Genomic DNA, 16,988 nt, shown 5'->3' with positions numbered 1-16,988 from the left:
TATGTCAGGCCTGGGTAGCGAACCGTTCGACGCGATAGGGTTCGGTCGGGATGTCGGTCGCGCCCTTCGCGATGATCTCCGCCATCGTCTCGCCCACGCCCGGCCCGATCTGGAAACCCGATCCTGAAAAGCCGAACGCATAATATAGCCCGCTGGTTGTCGCGCTCGGTCCCATCACCGGCTGACTGTCGGGCATATAGCCCTCGATCCCGGACCAGACGCGGATGATGTTGAGCCTGCCCAGCGACGGGGCGAGCCGCCTTATATGCTTCAACTGACTCACCGTATTTTGCGGCTCGACATAGGCGCGATACTGGTCGGGGAAGGATGGTCCGCGCGTGCTGCCGCCTAGTACGATATTGCCCCGCGCTACCTGACGGAAATAGACCGTCTCCTGCTCCAACGGGGTCATCACGCCGACCGTCGGCAAAATGGCGTAAGGTACCGGCTCTGTCACGCTCATGGTCGGGCCTTTGGGGACGATCGGCACCGGCTCGCCAAATTGCGATGACAACGCATTGCCCCATGCGCCCGCCGTCACCAGCAATATAGGCGCGCGGAATGTCCGCCCGTCCGCTGCCGTGACGATGAAATCCTCCCCGACCTTCTGCGCATCGACAATCTGGGTATTTTCATGGATCACCGCGCCCAGTCGTGCCGCTGCCCGCGCAAAGGCAGGCGCGGCGAGGCGCGGATTGGCGTGACCATCCGTTGGCGAATAGGAACCGGCCAGCACGTCAGGCCCGAAAAAGGGAAATTTGTCGCGCAGCACATTGCCGCTCACCAATTCCAGATCCAGCCCTTCCATGCGCGCATTTGCCGCATAATCCTCCATCGAACCGACCAGTTCGGGTCGGTCGCGATAACAGACGCGGATATGTCCGGACTGGAGATATTCGACATCGGCTCCCAATAATTCTCGCGATTTCCGCCAGATGGCAATGGCGCGATTGGCCAGCGGCAATTGATGGATGGGGCGCCCCTGTCGCCTCACATTGCCGAAATTGGTGCCGCTTGCCTGCCGACCGATCAGGTCGGTTTCCAGCAAGGTTACTGACAGGCCATGGCCGCGCAGGAAAAGTGCTGCCGATGACCCCATCAGCCCGCCGCCCACGATGATGACATCGCTGGCCCCGCTCATTGATCGTCTCCAATCGCTATGGTCAGCGGCTTGACCGGCGCCTGACCGCGCAATCGGCCGACCTGCTCAATGGGAATGTCCGCTTCCGCCGCGATCAGCTCGGCCGCCGCCAGCCCGCAATAACGGCCCTGGCAACGCCCCATGCCGACCCGGCTGAACGCCTTGGCCCGGTTTGCCTCCTTGGCGCCCGTCTCGCGCATGATGCCGCGCAGGTCGCCAGCGGTCACCCCCTCGCACCGGCACAAGATCGCATCGTCGGGCAATTGCGATGCTTGATGCGAGGGCCATGGAAAAGCCTTCGCCAATCCCCGCGCAAATTTCGCATAGGTGCCGACATCGCCGCGCAGCGACGCCATCTCGCCCTTGTCCACCGGCAGCCCCAGATCGGCCAGTGCCGCCAGCGCCGCCAGCCGCCCACTGGCTTCCGCTGATCGCGCGCCCAATATCTTGGCCCCGTCGCCCGCCAAATAAACGCCCGCCACGCTCGACCGTCCATCGCTGTCCCGCTCCGGCAGCCATTGCCGCGTGCCTGGATCAAATGCGAAGGCGCAGCGCGCCAGATCGGCCAGTTGCGTTTCCGGGCGCAAATGATGCCCCATCGCCACCGCGTCGCAGACAATGTCCTGTTCGGTCCCCGCTCCGGTGCGAAAACGCACGGCGCTCACGCCGCTATCGGCGTTGCCGATGATTTCCAGCGGCGTGATGCCATTATGCACGGCTACGCCCGCGCGCTTCAATTTCATCGTCAGCGTGACGCCGTTCCACAGCACAGACGGCACCGCCAGCAGGTCAGGCAAAGCCTTGATCCGCGCGCTGTAGGGGGCTGTATCGAGCACAGCGACGACATTCGCGCCTGCCTCGACATATTGGCTTGCAACCAGATAGAGCAGCGGCCCCGATCCCATGAACACGACATTGTGCCCGATCGATACCGCCTGGCTCTTGAGCGCCACCTGCGACCCGCCCAGGCTGTAGCTGCCGGCAAACTGCCATCCCTTGACCGGCATCAGCCGATCGGTCGCCCCAGTGCACAGCAATAATGCGTCAAACGGAATTGCGTCCGCATATGTCGCACTCGCTGTCCAGACTTGCCCGCCAGCAATGTTCCACACCAGCGTTTCCGGGCGATAATCGATCGCGCTCTTCAGCCCATCGAATGTTTCATGCAACGCTTGGGCCCGACCGGCCTCGCTGCCGTACAGCTTGGCATAGGGCCGGGTGAAATTATCCGGCTGACGGCGATAGATCTGGCCGCCGTCGCGGCGTCCCTCGTCCAGCAGGATCGGGCGCACGCCTGCCTGCACGCAGGCTTGCGCCGCGCGTGTCCCGGCTGGCCCTGCACCAACGATAATGACCCTTGGGCTCATGCGTTGTTCGGCCATGATGCCTCCGGCTGGCTGGTCAGGATGCGCTGGCCCGATGCGGCCAGGGTCGAACAGGCGCGCAGGCGGTCGCCGCTTTCGGTCCACACCCAGCAATCCTGGCAGGCGCCCATCAGGCAGAAACCGGCCCGTTTCTCCGGCCCGAACTCTGACTGGCGCAGCACGCTGCCCTGGTTCAACAATGCGACCATCAGCGTGTCACCCTCCAGCGCCCCGACGGGGGCGCCATCGACATGCACGGTGATAGCGGGGCGATCGATTTCACCCAGACGAACGAAGCGGCTCATGACGGACGCAAGCTTTCATCTCCAAGATGGCACAATATCTGGCTGCCCTTGCTGAGCGGGCGGCGGGGTGGGGGCGTGGTATTGCAAAGCCCATCCACCCGCGCGGGGCACCGCGGCAGGAAACGGCAAAGGTCAGGATGATCGCCCTGTCCTCCAACCGGCGGCGGCGCGATCCCGGCATGACTCTCCTCCAGCCATCCCGCCCGCATTTCCGGCACCGATCCGATCAGCAGGTCCGTATAGGGATGGAACGGCGCGACGCCGAACGCTTCACGCGGCCCGGTCTCGACCATCGTACCGGCGTAAAGCACCAATATGTCGTCGCAAATCGCCCGGACTGTTGAAATGTCATGGCTGATGAACATGGTCGCAATGCCCAGTTCCCGGCGCAACTCGGCCATTAGCTCCAGTATCGCCGCGCCCACGACAGTATCGAGCGCGGACGTCACCTCGTCGCACAGGATCAGTTGCGGATCGGCCGCCAGCGCCCGTGCCAGGTTGATCCGCTGCTTCTGGCCGCCCGAAAGGCCGCCGATCGGCTGGTCGATCAGCGTGGCGGGCAGGCGGATCAGATCGAGCAACTCCAGCACGCGCATCCGCGCCGCATTGCCCTTGAGCCCATGGTAAAAGGCCAGCGGTCGCGTCAATATCCGGCCGACGCTGTGCGCGGGATTGAGCGCTGTATCGGCATTCTGGAACACCAGTTGCACCCGGCGAAACTGGTCGCGACTACGCCCGTGCAAGCCTGGCGGCAGAGTTTCGCCATCCAGCAGCACCTGCCCGCTGGCGGGTGGCAGCAGCCCGGCGATGACCCGCGCGATAGTGGATTTGCCCGATCCGCTTTCGCCGATCACGCCCAAAGTCGCGCCCCGCTCGATCGTCAGGTTGATGTCGCGCAGTACCGGAATACGCGGACGACCATCCTTGCCGATCTTGCCATAGCCCGCCGTCATGCCGCGTATTTCCAGCAGCGGCGCGGCGGGCAGGGCAATTTTTGGGGGTGCCGGGCGGATAGCGGGCCGGGCGGCGGCCATCAGTGTCCTGGTATAGTCATCCGCGGGGGCGTGGAGGATCTGCGCAGCCGCGCCCGCCTCCCGGATGCGCCCCTGGCTCAGCACGACAATCTGGTCGGCCATCTGTGCGACGACGGCCAGGTCATGCGACACGTAGATGGCGGTTGCGCCCCGTTCCAGCACTACTGTCTTGAACGCGCGGAGCACCTCGATCTGGGTGGTCACGTCCAGCGCAGTCGTCGGTTCGTCCAATATGACCAGTTCCGGATCCGTGATCAGCGCCATCGCGGCCATCAACCGCTGCAACTGTCCGCCCGACAATTGATGCGGATAGCGCGCGCCGATCGTTTCGGGAAAGGGCATTGCGAGCGCGCGGAACAGGTCGACCGCCTTGGCCTCGGCCTCCGCGCGCGGCATCAGATTGTGGATCAGCGCAGGCTCGACCACCTGATCCATGATGGTGCGCGATGGATTGAAGGCGGATGCCGCGCTTTGTGCGATATAGGCGATGCGATTGCCGCGCAATTGTGCCAGCGCGCCGCGATCGAGCTTGGTAAGGTCGCACTCGCCCACCCGGATAGACCCTTCCGCGATCTTCGCCCCAGGCCTGGCATGGCCCAGCAGCGTCAGCGCGATCGTCGTCTTGCCCGATCCGCTCTCGCCGATCAGCGCCAGCACTTCGCCGCGATTCAGCGCGAAATCAATGTTGCTGACGATCGGGAATATCTCGCCCGCGCCATTGCGCGCGGTAACGGTCAGGCCCTTTACCTCGACATGGGGCGTCGCGCTCATTGGCCTTTGCCCTTGCCTGAAAAGCCGATCGCATCGATCAACAGGTTCACGCCTACCGTCAGCGTCGCAATCGCAACGGCTGGCGCTATGATCGCAAGCGCGCCTTCGCCCAGCCCGGAGATATTCTCGCGCACCAGCGATCCCAGATCAGCGTCGGGGGCTGCACGCCAAGGCCAAGGAAGGACAGGCCCGACAGCAGCAGCACGATGAACACGAAGCGCAGGCCGAAATCGGCCAGAAGCGGGTGGATCATATTGGGCAATATTTCAGCGATCGCGATGTAGAAGCGCCGTTCGCCGCGCGCCTTCGCCACCTGCACATAATCCATCTGCGCCAGATTGACGGCCAGTGCCCGCGCGATCCGGTAATTGCCGGGGATATAGGTGAAGGCCGCGATCAGCAGCAGCAGCCCCAGCGAGGACCCGAATGCAGCGACCAGCACCAGAGAGAATATCTTGGAGGGGATCGAAATCAGCATATCCATGAAGCGCGAAAGCGGCTCATCGACCTTGGCCCCGCCCACTGCCGCCGTCAGCGCCAGCGCCGTCCCGCTGGTGCTCGCCAGCAGGGCCGCCGCCGCCGCCAGCCCCACCGTATAGCGCGCGCCCGACATCAGCCGGCTCAGCACATCGCGGCCCAGATAGTCGCTGCCCAGCCAATACTTCGCTGATTGGCCGTCAAACACGTCATAGGCGACGAACGCGCCGACCGGATAGGGGGCCAGCATGGGTCCGAACAGCGCGACAGCCAGCCAGAAGATGACCAGGGCCAACCCCAGCTTGCCCGACAGCGGTAGGGCTTTGGCCCGTTGAAAGATATCGCCCATCATTGCGACCGCAGCCTTGGGTTGGCCAGGATCGCGGTAACGTCCGCGATCAGCATCAGGATGAGATAGGCGGCGCAGAATATCATGGCGCACGCCTGCAATAACGGCATGTCGCGACTGGTGACCGCATTGACCATCAGGCTGGCAAGCCCCGGATAGTTGAAGATGGTTTCCACGATCACCGCCCCTCCCAGCAGGTAGGACAGGCTCAATGCCATGGCGTTCACGATCGGCGCGATGGCGTTGGGCATGATGTGCCGCAATATGACACGCACCGGCGCAACGCCCTTCAGCACCGCCATTTCGACATAGGGCCGGTCCATCTGGTCGATCACTGCCGCGCGCGTCATCCGCGCCATCTGCGCGATAACGATCACGCATAATGTCAGGACCGGCATGGCCACACCGCGCAGATATTCGCCCCATCCCATGTCGCTTGAAGCCAACGCGATCGACGGCAGCCAGCGCAGCTTCACCGAAAAGATCAGCACGGCGATGGTCGCGACCAGAAATTCGGGTACCGCCACCATGGCGAGCGTCACGACGTTGAGCGCCCGGTCTATCCGCCCGCCGCGGTTCATGGCGGATCCGATGCCGATGGACAGGGCGACGGGGATTGCGACCATGGCGGCCAGAGCGGCGAGCAGCAGGCTGTTGGGCAAGCGCTCCTCAATGACTTCGCCGACCGGCATGTTCGCGACCATCGATTGACCGGGATCGCCCGTCAGCATGCCGCCAAGCCAGCTCACATAACGTACATGGGCCGGGCGATCGAGGCCCATTTCATGGCGCAATGCCGCGACCTGTTCCGGCGTGGCGCTCTGCCCCAGCGCTTCCTGCGCCGCGTCGCCGGGCAATAATTGGGCGATCACGAAGATGGTCATCGACACCAGCAACAGCGTCAGCAAAGATGATGCGAACCGCTTGCCGATCAATGTCAGCGCGGCGCTCATGCCGCTGCGGGAGGATGCGCCCGCCATCAGCCTTCCCACCAGACATGTTCGGCAAATTGGTAACCCATCATGCCCCCAATGGCGATTGGATACATGCCCTTTAACCGCCGGTCATGGGCATCGATCAGGTTGATGAAAACCGGAATGGAAACCCCGCAATAGTCGCGGACCAGCTCTTGCATCTCGCCATAAAGCTGTTTGCGCTTTGCCTGGTTGGCTTCGCCGCGTGCTTCCACCAGCAGGCGGTCGAAGCGCGGATTTTTCCAGCCGCTCTCATTCCACGCCGCATCCGACTTGTAGAACAGGCTGAACATCAGATCGGCGGTCGGACGCGGGTTGGTGTTGCCAAAGCCCATTGGATGTTTCATCCAGTGGGTCGACCAATAGCCGTCGGCGGGCACGCGATTGACGGCCAGATTTAGGCCGATGCGCGATCCATATTCCTGCAGGACCGATGCCATATCGACCGATCCTTCCGCCGCGGGTGACGCATAGATCGGCAGCCGCGTTCCCTTCAATCCTGCCCGTTGTAGGTGCCAGCGCGCCTTGTCCAGGTCGAGCGCCCGCTGCGGCAGATCGGCGCGATAATAGGGGTGGAAAGGCGGGATCGGGTGATCGTTGGCGATCGTTGCATAGCCGCGGAAAAGCGCTCGTTTTATGAGGGGGCGGTCGAACAGATATTTGATCGCTGCAACGAAATGCGGGTTTCCGGTCGGCAGCCGATCCTGTCGCATGATCAGGTTGGTGTGCAGCCCCGATGGTGTCACCATCAGATTGTGGCGGGGCGAGGCATGGATGCGCTTGCTCGATCGCGGGTTGACCGCCAGGATGATGTGGACGTCGCCCGACAGCAATGCGTTGACCCGACTGGTCTCGTCGGGAATGCTGATGAGCTCGATTTCATCCAGATAGGGTTTGCCCGGCTTCCAGAAATTGGGATTGCGCCGCGCCAGCGTACGGACGCCGGGGCGAAATTGTGCGCACAAAAACGGGCCGGTGCCGTTGGCGGTACGGAAATCGCTCGTCCCTTCGCGCAATATCCCGAAATGCGTTTGTGCAAGAATGGCGGGCAGATCGGCATTGGGGCCGGTCAGGCGAATGAACACATCCTGTTTGCTCGTGGCCCGAATCTGGGCAAACTGCTCGGCAATTTGCGCCATTTTCGATCCGGTCGCCGGATTTTTGTGTCGCATCAGGGTCCAGACGACATCCTGCGCCGTCAGCGTTGCGCCATCATGAAATGTGATGCCCTTGCGCAGCCTGATATGCCAGTTGATCTGGTCGCTGCTCTCGATCCGTTCGGCCAGTTCCAACTGGGGGATCAGGTTGCGGTCCAGCTGGGTCAGCAGGCTGTAGAACATGTAGTGACGGATATAATCGCTTGAATTCGCACCTTTGGCGGGATCAAGCGTATCGGCGGTCGATGCCGTCATCCCGGCGGCGCGGATGCGTCCACCCCGACGGGGGCGGCTGGCGGACATCGCGCTATCGGGCAGCAACAGTCCAGCGCCAACGCCAAGGCCAGCGCCGATCAGGCCGCGGCGGGAATAGGGGGACAAGATATCGGTCAATGGATCACATCCTGCCATTTATACCATAGCCCAACCAGCGGCAGGAACCATGGCTTGCCAAAATGCCCCGGCACGCTCGGCCAGTCCAGTTCGGCCCAAGGGTTGGCGTCGGGCTCGCCGCTCATCACGCGCGCCATCTGCTGCCCCATATGGGTCGCCATCTGCACGCCATGGCCGCTGTAGCCCATCGAATAATAAAGGCCGCCCGTCTCGCCCGCGCGGGGCAGGCGGTCGGCGGTCAGGTCCACCATCCCGCCCCACACATGGTCGACGCCCACGCCCTTGAGCGCTGGGAATATCTGCCCCAGCGTCTCTTCCAGAATACGTCCGCTTTTCAAATCCGATCGGGCATCGCTGATGGCAAAGCGCGCCCGCCCGCCGAAGATCAGGCGATTGTCGGGCGCCAGACGGAAATAATTGCCGATATTCTTGCTGGTCACATAATTGCGGCGTCCTGGCAGCAACGTTTCGATCAGCGCGTCGTCCAGCGGCTCGGTCGCGATTACGAAGCTGCCGACCGACACGATCCGGCGACGGAAGAAGCCGAACGGTGCAGCGGCAGGCGCACCGCCCGTGGCGACCAGCACCTGCTTTGCATCGACGGACCCGCGTGAAGAGACAACCCGCCAACCGGTCTGTGTCCGGTCAAGCCCTGTGACCTCGGCCCCTTCGAAAATATGTGCGCCGGCCCTCGTTGCTGCTTCAGCAAGACCCACCCCGAAACGGGCAGGGTGGATTTGCGCGCTTGTGGTCTGGATCAGCGCACCATGAAAGGCGTCGGACCCAACCTCGTCACCGATCCGCGCCGGGGGCACCAGCCGCACATGCTCATCGACTTCCGCGGCCAGCAGGTCATGCGCCCGCGCCAGCTTGTCATAATGTTTGGGCTTGGCCGCCAGCTTTACCCGGCCGCAGCGGGTAAAATTGCAGGCAATCCCTTCCTCGCGAGCCAGCCGCTCGACCGTATCGACCGCGTCGCAATGCGCCCTGTACCAGGCTTTGGCGACCGGCTTGCCGAACCTTGCCGACAATGCGCCATAGTCATGCGCGGTGCCGTTGTTGCACTGGCCGCCATTGCGCCCGGATGCCTCGCCCACGACCTTCCCCGCCTCCAGCAGAACGATGCTTGCGCCGCGCTTCGCCAGCGCTAGGGCCGCCGACAGGCCGGTGAAGCCACCACCGATGATGGCGATGTCAGCCGACCCTTCGACCCCGCCCTTCGCACCGCCCATGAAGGGCGGCGCGCTGGCAAGCCAGTAGGAGAGGGGGGAGGCGTTCATCGAACGATCAGAGGCCCACAACCGCCGGCAGGCAGCCGATATGGGGAATTTCTACGTCGCGGTAGAAGGGGTTGGACGGCTCATGCCCACGCCCCACGAACACGCGGCAGCCAAAATGCAGGTCGGTCGCCGTATTCTGATCGTAGCGGAAGCTGGATGATACGTGCATCATATCTTCCGGATTTGCGCCCAGCTGGTCGAACATATATTCGAACGCCTGCATCCGCGGCTTGTAGGCCTGCGCCATCTGCGCGGTATAGACCGCATGGAAAGGCGCGCCCAGCATCCCCACATTATGATGGATCTGGTCGTTCATCGCGTTGGAGAGGATGACGAGCGGAATCTTGTCGCCGATCTTGGACAGACCGCCAACGACGTCGTCATGCGGACCCCATGTCGGCACCGTGTTGTACACAGCATCGGCATCAGCCTCATTATAGGCCACGCCCCATTTCTTGCACGTCCGGCGCAACGAGTTGCGGATGACCTCCTGATAGGGCTGCCAATCGCCCATCACCTGATCGAACCGATAGGCGCTCCAGTCCTTGCAAAAGGCGGGCAGCTTTTCCGCATCGATGCGATCGGCCATGAAGGCGGTCGCCATTTCGGTCATGCGAAAACGGGTGAGCGTGCCATAGCAGTCGAAGCTGATATATTTGGGCCGGAAATTGGGCATCGGCTGATCATCCTTTGCAGGTTCTTGAAGCGCGGCCTGGCGGCCATGTGACAGGCACATTACGACATGGGCGCGCCGGAACATGAAGCCCATTTCTAAGGGCGCGAACGCATATATCGGGCTTTTATCGCGGCCCATTCGGCATAGATTGCTGCGCTCTCAATAGCCCTTGTCGCGTGCGACCTCCCCCTCCATGGTCGCCCCCGACACGTGGCGGCGGATATTGGCGATCAACGCGCGCGCAGCGCTGTCCGCCCGCGTCATGCTGGCGACATGGGGGGTCATGATGATGCGGGGATGCGCCCACAATGCATGGCCCTGAGGCAACGGTTCGGGGTCGAATACATCCAGCACCGCCCCTGAAAGATGACCTTCGTCCAGCAGCGACAGCAGATCCTGCTCCACCAGATGCCCACCCCGCCCGACATTGATCAGGCCCGCCCCGCGCGGCAGTTGCGACAGCGTTTCGCGGCACAAAATGCCGCGAGTCTCGGTGGTGAGCGGGAGCAGGCAGATCAATATGTCGCATCCCGAAAGGAAGGCGGGCAACGCCGCCGCGCCGGCAAAGCAATCGACCCCTTCCACGGCATGGGCCGACCGGCTCCACCCTGACAGTGGAAAGCCGAACGGTCGCAACGCGCCAAGCACCGCCTGACCCAGAATGCCAAGGCCCATCACGCCGATCCGTCGCTGGCTGGCGGGCGTCAGTTTGATCGGTGCCCAACGACCCTCGCGCTGGGCGATACCATGGTCGATCAGGTTGCGATGCAGCGCCAGCACCGCCATCGTCGCATATTCGACCATGCCCTGCGCGATGCCCGGCTCGATCATTCGCACGACGCGGACATGGGGCGGCAGGCGACTCATGTCGAACTGGTCGATACCGGCGCCGATGGAAAACAATATCTCCAGTGCGGGCAGTGTGGCGATCAGTTCGACTGACGGGTTCCACGCGGCGAGGTAGCGGATCGTGGCGGGGTCATGCGGGTCGGTCGGATCGACAAAGCCGATATCCGCAGCCTCAGCCGCGAAAACATCGCGCCAGGTGCGGCCGCGTTCAGGATCGGAGGTATAAAGCAGGGTCATCATACAGACTTTCTGGCGGGGGCAGGGCGGCGGGCGCGCCTGGCCTGCCACCACATGACTAATCCGGAAACACACAGCGCAGCCAGCGCCAGTGCGGTGATCAGCAATAGGGGCTGGCCGATCGGACCAAAGGCATCGCCCGCATGCAATGGCAGCACGGTCATCCACGAGGCGGGATTGTTCTGCGCACGCATGGCGCTAACGATGCGGGGCTGCGCCAGCGTTACGATGACCCTGTGGATCGCGCGCGCATTATGTTCAGGGGCATTGAAATTGACGATCAGCCGATCGCCATCGATCCGCAGGTCGCGCAGCGTGGCATCGGGGAAGGCCGATTGCGCCAGCATCAGGCTGCGGTCGATCGTGGCGGCCGATGCGGCGGACGGCGCATTGGCGGCACCCTTGCTCAGCAATTCGGGCACCACCAGCAGCAATCCCGTCGTCGCCATGAACAGCAGAAACGCGCTCAGCAAGACAGCTGCCGTGCGATGACATTGGCGCAGAACCAGCTTGGGCGACAATGTCCAGCGTATCGCCAGCGCCTTGCCCATCTTGCCGCGCTTGGGCCACCAATAGGCCAGCCCGCTCGCGACCATGGCCAAAAGGGCGAGGCCGTTCAGGCCGATGACGGCTATGCCGACCGTGCCGGCCATCAACCGATAATGGATTTGTAACGCCGCTTCGACCGGAAAGGCCAGGACATTGCCCGACCGCAGCACCGCGCCGCCCGCGGGATCGACCGACGCATAGCGCACCGCGCCGTCACGATTGCCCATTTGCGCGAAATAGGTGGCCCCATCGGCATCGGGCGCAAACAGCCGCGTTACCGCATAGCCTGCCGTCGTCCGGTTCGCTGTCATGATCACCTCGCCCACCGAAACTGCAGGTCCGGCTTTTCCGCTGGTCATCGCCACCGGATCGATCAGCCGCGCCAGCGGCCCGCGATAGACCAACATCGCGCCGCTCAACGCCTGCACCAGCAGCAATGCCGCCACGGCCAGGCCGATTGTCCGATGCAGGCGCAACATCAGCGCGCGGTTCATGGGGTAGCCCTCAAAAACGAAAAGGGCCGCCAACGACAGGAGGAGGAGGTGTCGTTGACGGCCCGAAGAGGGAGGCGCGAAAGCCTCCCCGGCACCTGTTCTAGAAGTTGAACGTACCTCGTATCGTAAAGGAACGGGGCATGCCTGGCTGTATCCACAGGGCTGCGTAAGAGCTGGCATAATATTTCTTGTCGAACAGATTATCGACATTGGCCGACAGCTTGAACTGGTCGTTGATCGTGACCGATCCCATCAGCTTGGCGATCGTATAGCTGGGCAGGAAGAAGGTCGTTGCCGTCTCGCCCAGACGCTTGCCGACATGGTTTACGCCACCGCCCAGCATGGCTTGATGATCGCCGATCGAAAAATTCTTGAACAGCAGGATATTGCCCTGATGCTTGGGAATGTTGATCAGCGGATCGCCCTTCAGGATCGGCAGGCCGAAATTGGGGTCGAACACGTTGGTGGCCCAGCCCGCATCGGTATAGGCATAGGTCAGGAATAGTTCAAACCCGGCTGGCAGCTTGGCATTGACGTCAAACTCCACGCCCTTGCTGTCGGCGGAACCGACCGGCTTGGAGAAGCCGGGGTTGGCCGGGTCGGTCGACAGCACATTGCTCTTCTTCATTTTGTAGAGCGAAATCGTGCTGGTCAGGCGACCATCTGGGGTAATGAACTTTGCACCGACTTCATAGGATGTGCTGATTTCAGGCTCAAATGGCTGCCCGTCGAAACCAACGCCGCTGTTGGGACGGAAGCCTTTGCCATAGCTGGCATAGAGCGACACGCTGCTGGTCGGTTCGAACACCAGGCCTGCCATCGGGCTGAACTTGCTGTAGCTTTTCTTGGGGTTGGTATTGTTCAGGCGCAGGTCGATATTCTGGCTGAAATGGTCGTAGCGGCCACCAAAGCGCACCTTGAACTGTTCGGTGATCTCGATCTGGTCCTGCGCATAAACGCCCCAGGCCTTCTGCACTTCGTCGGCGTTCTGGATCACGACGTTGGGAACGGGTGCCGGGATGGTATAATCGGGATTGAAGATGTCGATCGAATAGGACTGGTCCGCCGCCACGGGGCGATATCGGGTCTGGAACGTGTCGATCTCGAACTTGTCCCAGTCCGCCCCGACGCGGATATTGTGAACGATCGATCCGGTCTGCGCCTTGCCGCTGATTTCGCCGCGGAAAACCATATGGGTCGTGCTATAATCGCGGTAGCGACGCTGGCGGGTAAGGGTACGGCCGTCATTGTCGATCCGCTGCCGACCAAGGACCAGTTCAGGATCGCTCGAAAAGCCCTTAAACGACGTGTCCTTGTAACCAGCACCCAGCATGACAACCCAATCGTCGCTCAAGTCATGCTGCAACTGCGCCTGGTGGCCCAGCACTTCGACCTTGGTCGGGCCATCATTTGGGTTACCCAGGAAACGGGTATTGGGAATTGCGCCCAGATCATAGGTGATGCCATTGGCCGTTACGGTCGGGATCGCCACCACGCCACGCTCAAACGGCACTTCCTGGTTCACATATTCCAGTTCGTAGGTGAAGATCGTCTTGTCCGACAGCTTCGCCAGGAAGGACGGGTTCAGCACATATTTGCGCGTTTTCACCGTGTCACGGAAGCTTTCCGCATCTTCCACCGCACCAGTCAGGCGGACCGCGACCATGTCGGTGATGGGCAGGTTATAGTCGCCCTCGACGCGGTAGGTATTCCATTTGCCACCGGCGACGGAAAAGCTGCCGCCCTCCTTGAAGGTCGGCTTTTTGCTGACGATGTTGATCGTGCCGCCCGGCTCACCGCGCCCGAACAGCGCGGAATTGGGGCCTTTGAGCACTTCGATGCGCTCGACATTCGATGCGTCGCGCGGGCCACCATAACCGCGGCCACCATTAGAGCGGTTTTCGATCATTCTGGTTCATAGCCGCACGATCTGAAGTAGTTGGCGCATTCCTGAGGCTGGAAGATATCGACGAGTTTGCCGATCAAGCTCCACAGGCCGCTGACCGTTCGCTCGCCCGCTTTGCGGAGCATGGCCTTGAGGCGGGAGAACGCTTTCTCGATCGGGTTGAAGTCGGGGCTGTAGGGCGGGAGAAAGCGCAGGGTTGCGCCTGCGGCCTCGATGAGCACTTGCACCGATGCGCGCTTGTGGCTCGATAGGTTGTCCATGATGACGACGTCGCCGGGCCGCAGTTCCGGGACGAGGACCTGAGCGACGTAGGCTTCGAACCAGTCGCCGTTGATCGGTCCATCGAGCACCATAGGCGCGACCATGCCGGTCATGCGCAGGCCAGCGACCAGGGTGGTGGTCTTGCGGTGGCCGTGCGGGAAGCCCATCCGCAACCGCTCGCCTTTCGGGCAACGACCGTGGCTGCGGGTCATGTTGGTGGCGGTCCAGGTTTCGTCGATGAAGACCAGGCGCTCCGGTTCGAGATCGAGTTGCCCCTCGAACCAGTCCTGACGCTGTTTCAGGACGTCTGGTCGATCTTGCTCTATCGCATGGCCTGTCTTTTTTTGCGCGTCAGGCCACGGCGAACAAAAAAGCGATGTAGCCCGGCCACGGAAACGGCCATGCCCTTGTCCGCAAGCGCCAGACGTAGTTCTTCGAGGGTGATGTCCCTACGCTCCTCCCAAATGGCCAGAATGTCCACTGCCCGCTCTTCCACCCGCCGCGAGCGCATATCCCCGCCGCGCGGCTTTGGGGCAATGTCACCCGTCTCGCGCTGCTGTGCCCGCCAACGGACCGCCGTTGATGGTGCAACACCGAACCGGGCCGCCGCAGCACGGCAACTCGATCCACTGTCCACCGCTGCCAACAGCCGAGTGCGCAAATCCATCGAAAGAGCCATCCATGCCGGCCTCCTTCACCAGCACGGATTCTGAATCAGAAATCGCGCCCGAAGGGAATCCCAGACCGATTCAGAACGGTCGAAAACCGCTCTAAAGCCATTGACCAGAAAGCCACTCGGAAAATTCTCATCCCCCGCAAAGCCGCGGATCGCAAAACTGTCCCACAGACCACCAAAATTATTCTGCTTCGACACACCGCTCGCCAGTTCCAGCGCGGTGTCCAGCCGGGTGATGTTCAAATCATCCAGCAACTCGCCTTCCAGAAATTGAACAGCCTGCGGGATTTCCTTGACCGGCGTGTCACCGAAATATTGGCGCTTCAGACCGGTGACGACGATGTCGCTGGACTCGGCGGCCGGTGCCTGCGCAATCGCGGCAGACGGCAACGCGATAGTGGCGGTGCTGGCGATCAGTGCCAGCCGGAGGGTGGAGAATGGTCGCATGATGAAATCCCCTTTAAAAAATCGCTGTTCTGAACGTCCTGCGAACGGGGCCGACGGGTTTTCATTTCCGACGCGAACTGTTGCTCCTGTCATCGGACGCCGGCCATTGGGTGTTTATTCCACCTCTTCTTGAGTTCGAGGCTAGGATGAGTTCCAGAAATAATCCGTCAAACTTGGCACATCGGACGGCGCAAAATTGTGAATCGGCGGTTGTTACGGCATGAAAATGCTGCGCCCGATCCTTGCAGTAAAGAGGTAAAAATGCCCCGGAAATAGCCGCCTCCAAGGGGGAGGCGACGAGTTGTCGCCTTTACAGATATTTCAGCCACCATATGTCCTTGCGCCGCTGCTTGAGCTGCGCGAACCAGCGGGTGGGAAAGTAAAGCGGCAGGATCAATAGAGCGACCCAAATCCACACCGTGGAAAGATTGTCGACCCCGAACACCGTTCCTTTGGTCGGTCCGTATAGGGCGAGCGCCACATTGTAGATCAGCTTCAGCACATAGAGATGCAGAATATAGAAGAACATCGGCGCCCCGCCCAGCAACGCCAGATGCGGCATGACCGCGCTGTCCTCATATTTCTCGAACAGGGCGAGCAACAGGCAACCGGTGCCCACGGTCGGCATCAGGAACAGTAGGGACGGCGGATATTTGGTCAGTGCCAGGAAACTCATCACCGTACGCAAGGGCGTTTCCCCGACAAACCAGGGCTTGTCGCCGTAAATGTTGAGATAGCGGATCGCAACAAAGCCCAGGATCAGCCCAAGGCCGGTCATCAGCAGGCGGCGCATACGCCGCTGCGGATCGCTGCCCTTGGCAAACCAGGGTCCACAGGCATAGCCCAGCAGGATGACGCCGATCCATGGCAGCACCGGATAGGTGGTCTTGATCGCCGCCCCGCCAAATTCTATGAGCGACCGCTGATGCAAAATCGCCCAGGCGACATAGCCTGGCTGGTCTGCGGTCAGCCGAATGGGATCGAGCAGATTATGCAGTCCCACGATCGCCAGTCCCACCCCAAATTGCGCGGCCCGCGGCAAATGCAGCAGGGCGGCCAGCGCGACCATCGAAATGCCGATCGCCCAGATCACCTGCAACCAGATCGCCGTCGGGGGGAAAGCGGGAGCCTGGGTCGGCCAGGCATAGCCGACCACAGTCACTTCCAGAAAGATCAGGAAAAGCCCCCGCTTGAGCAGAAATTCCGAAACCTGCCCCTTGCTGTGCGACTGGCCATAGAGCCAGGCTGACAGGCCGGTCAGCGCAACGAAGGTCGGCGCGCAGAAGGTGGATAGCAGCCGGGTGAAGAACAGGCCGGGATCGGTCGTGTTGGCATCGACCGGATCGGTCACCTGCATGTAGAGGAAAAAAGTCTCGCGCACATGATCGACCAGCATGAACAGCATGACGAGGCCGCGGAGCGCGTCGATCGCTATCAATCGCGTGCGCGCTTTGGCGGCTGCGACCGGTGGTGGCGCGCTTGTAGTAAATTGGGTGAGGGGCGCGTGGCCTGCAATGCTGCTCATCGTCTGTCCTTCTTTTCCCTGGGTTACTCGCCCTCTGGCGGACGCAGGGTGGAAGCTGTCATGTTGCGATCCGCCGCACGTCTGAGTAGCAAGACTGGCGGCGGATCGCGCTACGCATTTTCC

Annotated in this window: 14 protein-coding genes and 1 pseudogene; all 15 read right to left on the bottom strand. The window is 62.0% G+C overall.

Features of this window, described 5'->3' with window-relative positions; all coding sequences use genetic code 11:
• Positions 1-4: 4 nt before the first annotated feature.
• Complete coding sequence (locus CJD35_RS16535; RefSeq protein WP_017181867.1) at positions 5-1,141, bottom strand: NAD(P)/FAD-dependent oxidoreductase; 1,137 nt, start codon at positions 1,139-1,141, stop codon at positions 5-7.
• On the bottom strand, positions 1,138-2,508 hold the full coding sequence (locus CJD35_RS16530) for an FAD/NAD(P)-dependent oxidoreductase (protein WP_037514141.1): 1,371 nt from the start codon (positions 2,506-2,508) through the stop codon (positions 1,138-1,140). Before CJD35_RS16530 ends, CJD35_RS16535 begins: the two co-directional genes overlap by 4 nt.
• Positions 2,505-2,810 carry a (2Fe-2S)-binding protein gene (locus CJD35_RS16525; RefSeq protein ID WP_017181865.1) on the bottom strand — a complete coding sequence of 102 codons (306 nt, stop codon included), beginning with the start codon at positions 2,808-2,810 and terminating at the stop codon, positions 2,505-2,507. Before CJD35_RS16525 ends, CJD35_RS16530 begins: the two co-directional genes overlap by 4 nt.
• The gene (locus CJD35_RS16520; protein WP_095687265.1) at positions 2,807-4,615 is read right to left on the bottom strand and encodes an ABC transporter ATP-binding protein; all 1,809 of its coding nucleotides are present in this window, start codon (positions 4,613-4,615) and stop codon (positions 2,807-2,809) included. The genes CJD35_RS16525 and CJD35_RS16520 overlap by 4 nt, the downstream gene beginning before the upstream one ends.
• Positions 4,612-5,444, bottom strand: a pseudogene (locus CJD35_RS16515) (ABC transporter permease). The gene CJD35_RS16520 and the pseudogene CJD35_RS16515 overlap by 4 nt, the downstream one beginning before the upstream one ends.
• Positions 5,441-6,421 carry an ABC transporter permease gene (locus CJD35_RS16510; RefSeq protein WP_086012001.1) on the bottom strand — a complete coding sequence of 327 codons (981 nt, stop codon included), beginning with the start codon at positions 6,419-6,421 and terminating at the stop codon, positions 5,441-5,443. The pseudogene CJD35_RS16515 and the gene CJD35_RS16510 overlap by 4 nt, the downstream one beginning before the upstream one ends.
• The gene (locus CJD35_RS16505) at positions 6,421-7,965 is read right to left on the bottom strand and encodes an ABC transporter substrate-binding protein (RefSeq protein WP_017181861.1); all 1,545 of its coding nucleotides are present in this window, start codon (positions 7,963-7,965) and stop codon (positions 6,421-6,423) included. The genes CJD35_RS16510 and CJD35_RS16505 overlap by 1 nt, the downstream gene beginning before the upstream one ends.
• Entirely contained in the window at positions 7,962-9,245 is a 1,284-nt protein-coding gene (locus CJD35_RS16500) for an NAD(P)/FAD-dependent oxidoreductase (RefSeq protein ID WP_017181860.1), read from the bottom strand. The genes CJD35_RS16505 and CJD35_RS16500 overlap by 4 nt, the downstream gene beginning before the upstream one ends.
• A 7-nt stretch (positions 9,246-9,252) precedes the next feature.
• On the bottom strand, positions 9,253-10,059 hold the full coding sequence (locus CJD35_RS16495; protein ID WP_017181859.1) for a haloacid dehalogenase type II: 807 nt from the start codon (positions 10,057-10,059) through the stop codon (positions 9,253-9,255).
• Positions 10,060-10,080: 21 nt separating this feature from the next.
• Positions 10,081-11,010, bottom strand: a complete 930-nt coding sequence (locus CJD35_RS16490; RefSeq protein ID WP_017181858.1) for a 2-hydroxyacid dehydrogenase — start codon at positions 11,008-11,010, stop codon at positions 10,081-10,083.
• Positions 11,007-12,050: a PepSY-associated TM helix domain-containing protein gene (locus tag CJD35_RS16485; protein WP_017181857.1), complete on the bottom strand. Its 1,044-nt coding sequence runs from the start codon at positions 12,048-12,050 to the stop codon at positions 11,007-11,009. Before CJD35_RS16485 ends, CJD35_RS16490 begins: the two co-directional genes overlap by 4 nt.
• A 100-nt stretch (positions 12,051-12,150) precedes the next feature.
• The gene (locus CJD35_RS16480) at positions 12,151-13,959 is read right to left on the bottom strand and encodes a TonB-dependent siderophore receptor (protein WP_244917309.1); all 1,809 of its coding nucleotides are present in this window, start codon (positions 13,957-13,959) and stop codon (positions 12,151-12,153) included.
• Positions 13,956-14,896 (bottom strand): IS630 family transposase gene (locus CJD35_RS16475; RefSeq protein ID WP_244917217.1). Its coding sequence is split into 2 segments (ribosomal slippage): positions 13,956-14,551 and positions 14,551-14,896, totalling 942 coding nucleotides; the frame shifts between segments, so codons are not numbered across the junction. Before CJD35_RS16475 ends, CJD35_RS16480 begins: the two co-directional genes overlap by 4 nt.
• Positions 14,897-14,911: 15 nt before the next feature.
• Positions 14,912-15,433 carry a TonB-dependent receptor plug domain-containing protein gene (locus CJD35_RS16470; protein WP_095687264.1) on the bottom strand — a complete coding sequence of 174 codons (522 nt, stop codon included), beginning with the start codon at positions 15,431-15,433 and terminating at the stop codon, positions 14,912-14,914.
• Positions 15,434-15,650: 217 nt separating this feature from the next.
• Positions 15,651-16,865 carry an acetyltransferase domain-containing protein gene (locus CJD35_RS16465; RefSeq protein ID WP_017181855.1) on the bottom strand — a complete coding sequence of 405 codons (1,215 nt, stop codon included), beginning with the start codon at positions 16,863-16,865 and terminating at the stop codon, positions 15,651-15,653.
• Positions 16,866-16,988: the final 123 nt, after the last annotated feature.

This window comes from Sphingobium xenophagum, from assembly GCF_002288285.1.
Lineage (GTDB): Bacteria > Pseudomonadota > Alphaproteobacteria > Sphingomonadales > Sphingomonadaceae > Sphingobium > Sphingobium xenophagum.
Note: the sequence above shows the minus strand (reverse complement) of the source record. Positions and strands in the feature narration are given on the sequence as shown.

What these genes read in the sequence shown, in the direction of transcription:
- CJD35_RS16525 (WP_017181865.1), bottom strand. Translation starts at nt 2,810, where the DNA reads ATGAGCCGCTTCGTTCGTCTGGGTGAAATCGATCGCCCCGCTATCACC.
- CJD35_RS16510 (WP_086012001.1), bottom strand. Translation starts at nt 6,421, where the DNA reads ATGGCGGGCGCATCCTCCCGCAGCGGCATGAGCGCCGCGCTGACATTG.
- CJD35_RS16485 (WP_017181857.1), bottom strand. Translation starts at nt 12,050, where the DNA reads ATGAACCGCGCGCTGATGTTGCGCCTGCATCGGACAATCGGCCTGGCC.
- CJD35_RS16465 (WP_017181855.1), bottom strand. Translation starts at nt 16,865, where the DNA reads ATGAGCAGCATTGCAGGCCACGCGCCCCTCACCCAATTTACTACAAGC.
- CJD35_RS16490 (WP_017181858.1), bottom strand. Translation starts at nt 11,010, where the DNA reads ATGATGACCCTGCTTTATACCTCCGATCCTGAACGCGGCCGCACCTGG.
- CJD35_RS16495 (WP_017181859.1), bottom strand. Translation starts at nt 10,059, where the DNA reads ATGGGCCGCGATAAAAGCCCGATATATGCGTTCGCGCCCTTAGAAATG.
- CJD35_RS16520 (WP_095687265.1), bottom strand. Translation starts at nt 4,615, where the DNA reads ATGAGCGCGACGCCCCATGTCGAGGTAAAGGGCCTGACCGTTACCGCG.
- CJD35_RS16535 (WP_017181867.1), bottom strand. Translation starts at nt 1,141, where the DNA reads ATGAGCGGGGCCAGCGATGTCATCATCGTGGGCGGCGGGCTGATGGGG.
- CJD35_RS16530 (WP_037514141.1), bottom strand. Translation starts at nt 2,508, where the DNA reads ATGAGCCCAAGGGTCATTATCGTTGGTGCAGGGCCAGCCGGGACACGC.
- CJD35_RS16470 (WP_095687264.1), bottom strand. Translation starts at nt 15,433, where the DNA reads ATGACAGGAGCAACAGTTCGCGTCGGAAATGAAAACCCGTCGGCCCCG.
- CJD35_RS16500 (WP_017181860.1), bottom strand. Translation starts at nt 9,245, where the DNA reads ATGAACGCCTCCCCCCTCTCCTACTGGCTTGCCAGCGCGCCGCCCTTC.
- CJD35_RS16480 (WP_244917309.1), bottom strand. Translation starts at nt 13,959, where the DNA reads ATGATCGAAAACCGCTCTAATGGTGGCCGCGGTTATGGTGGCCCGCGC.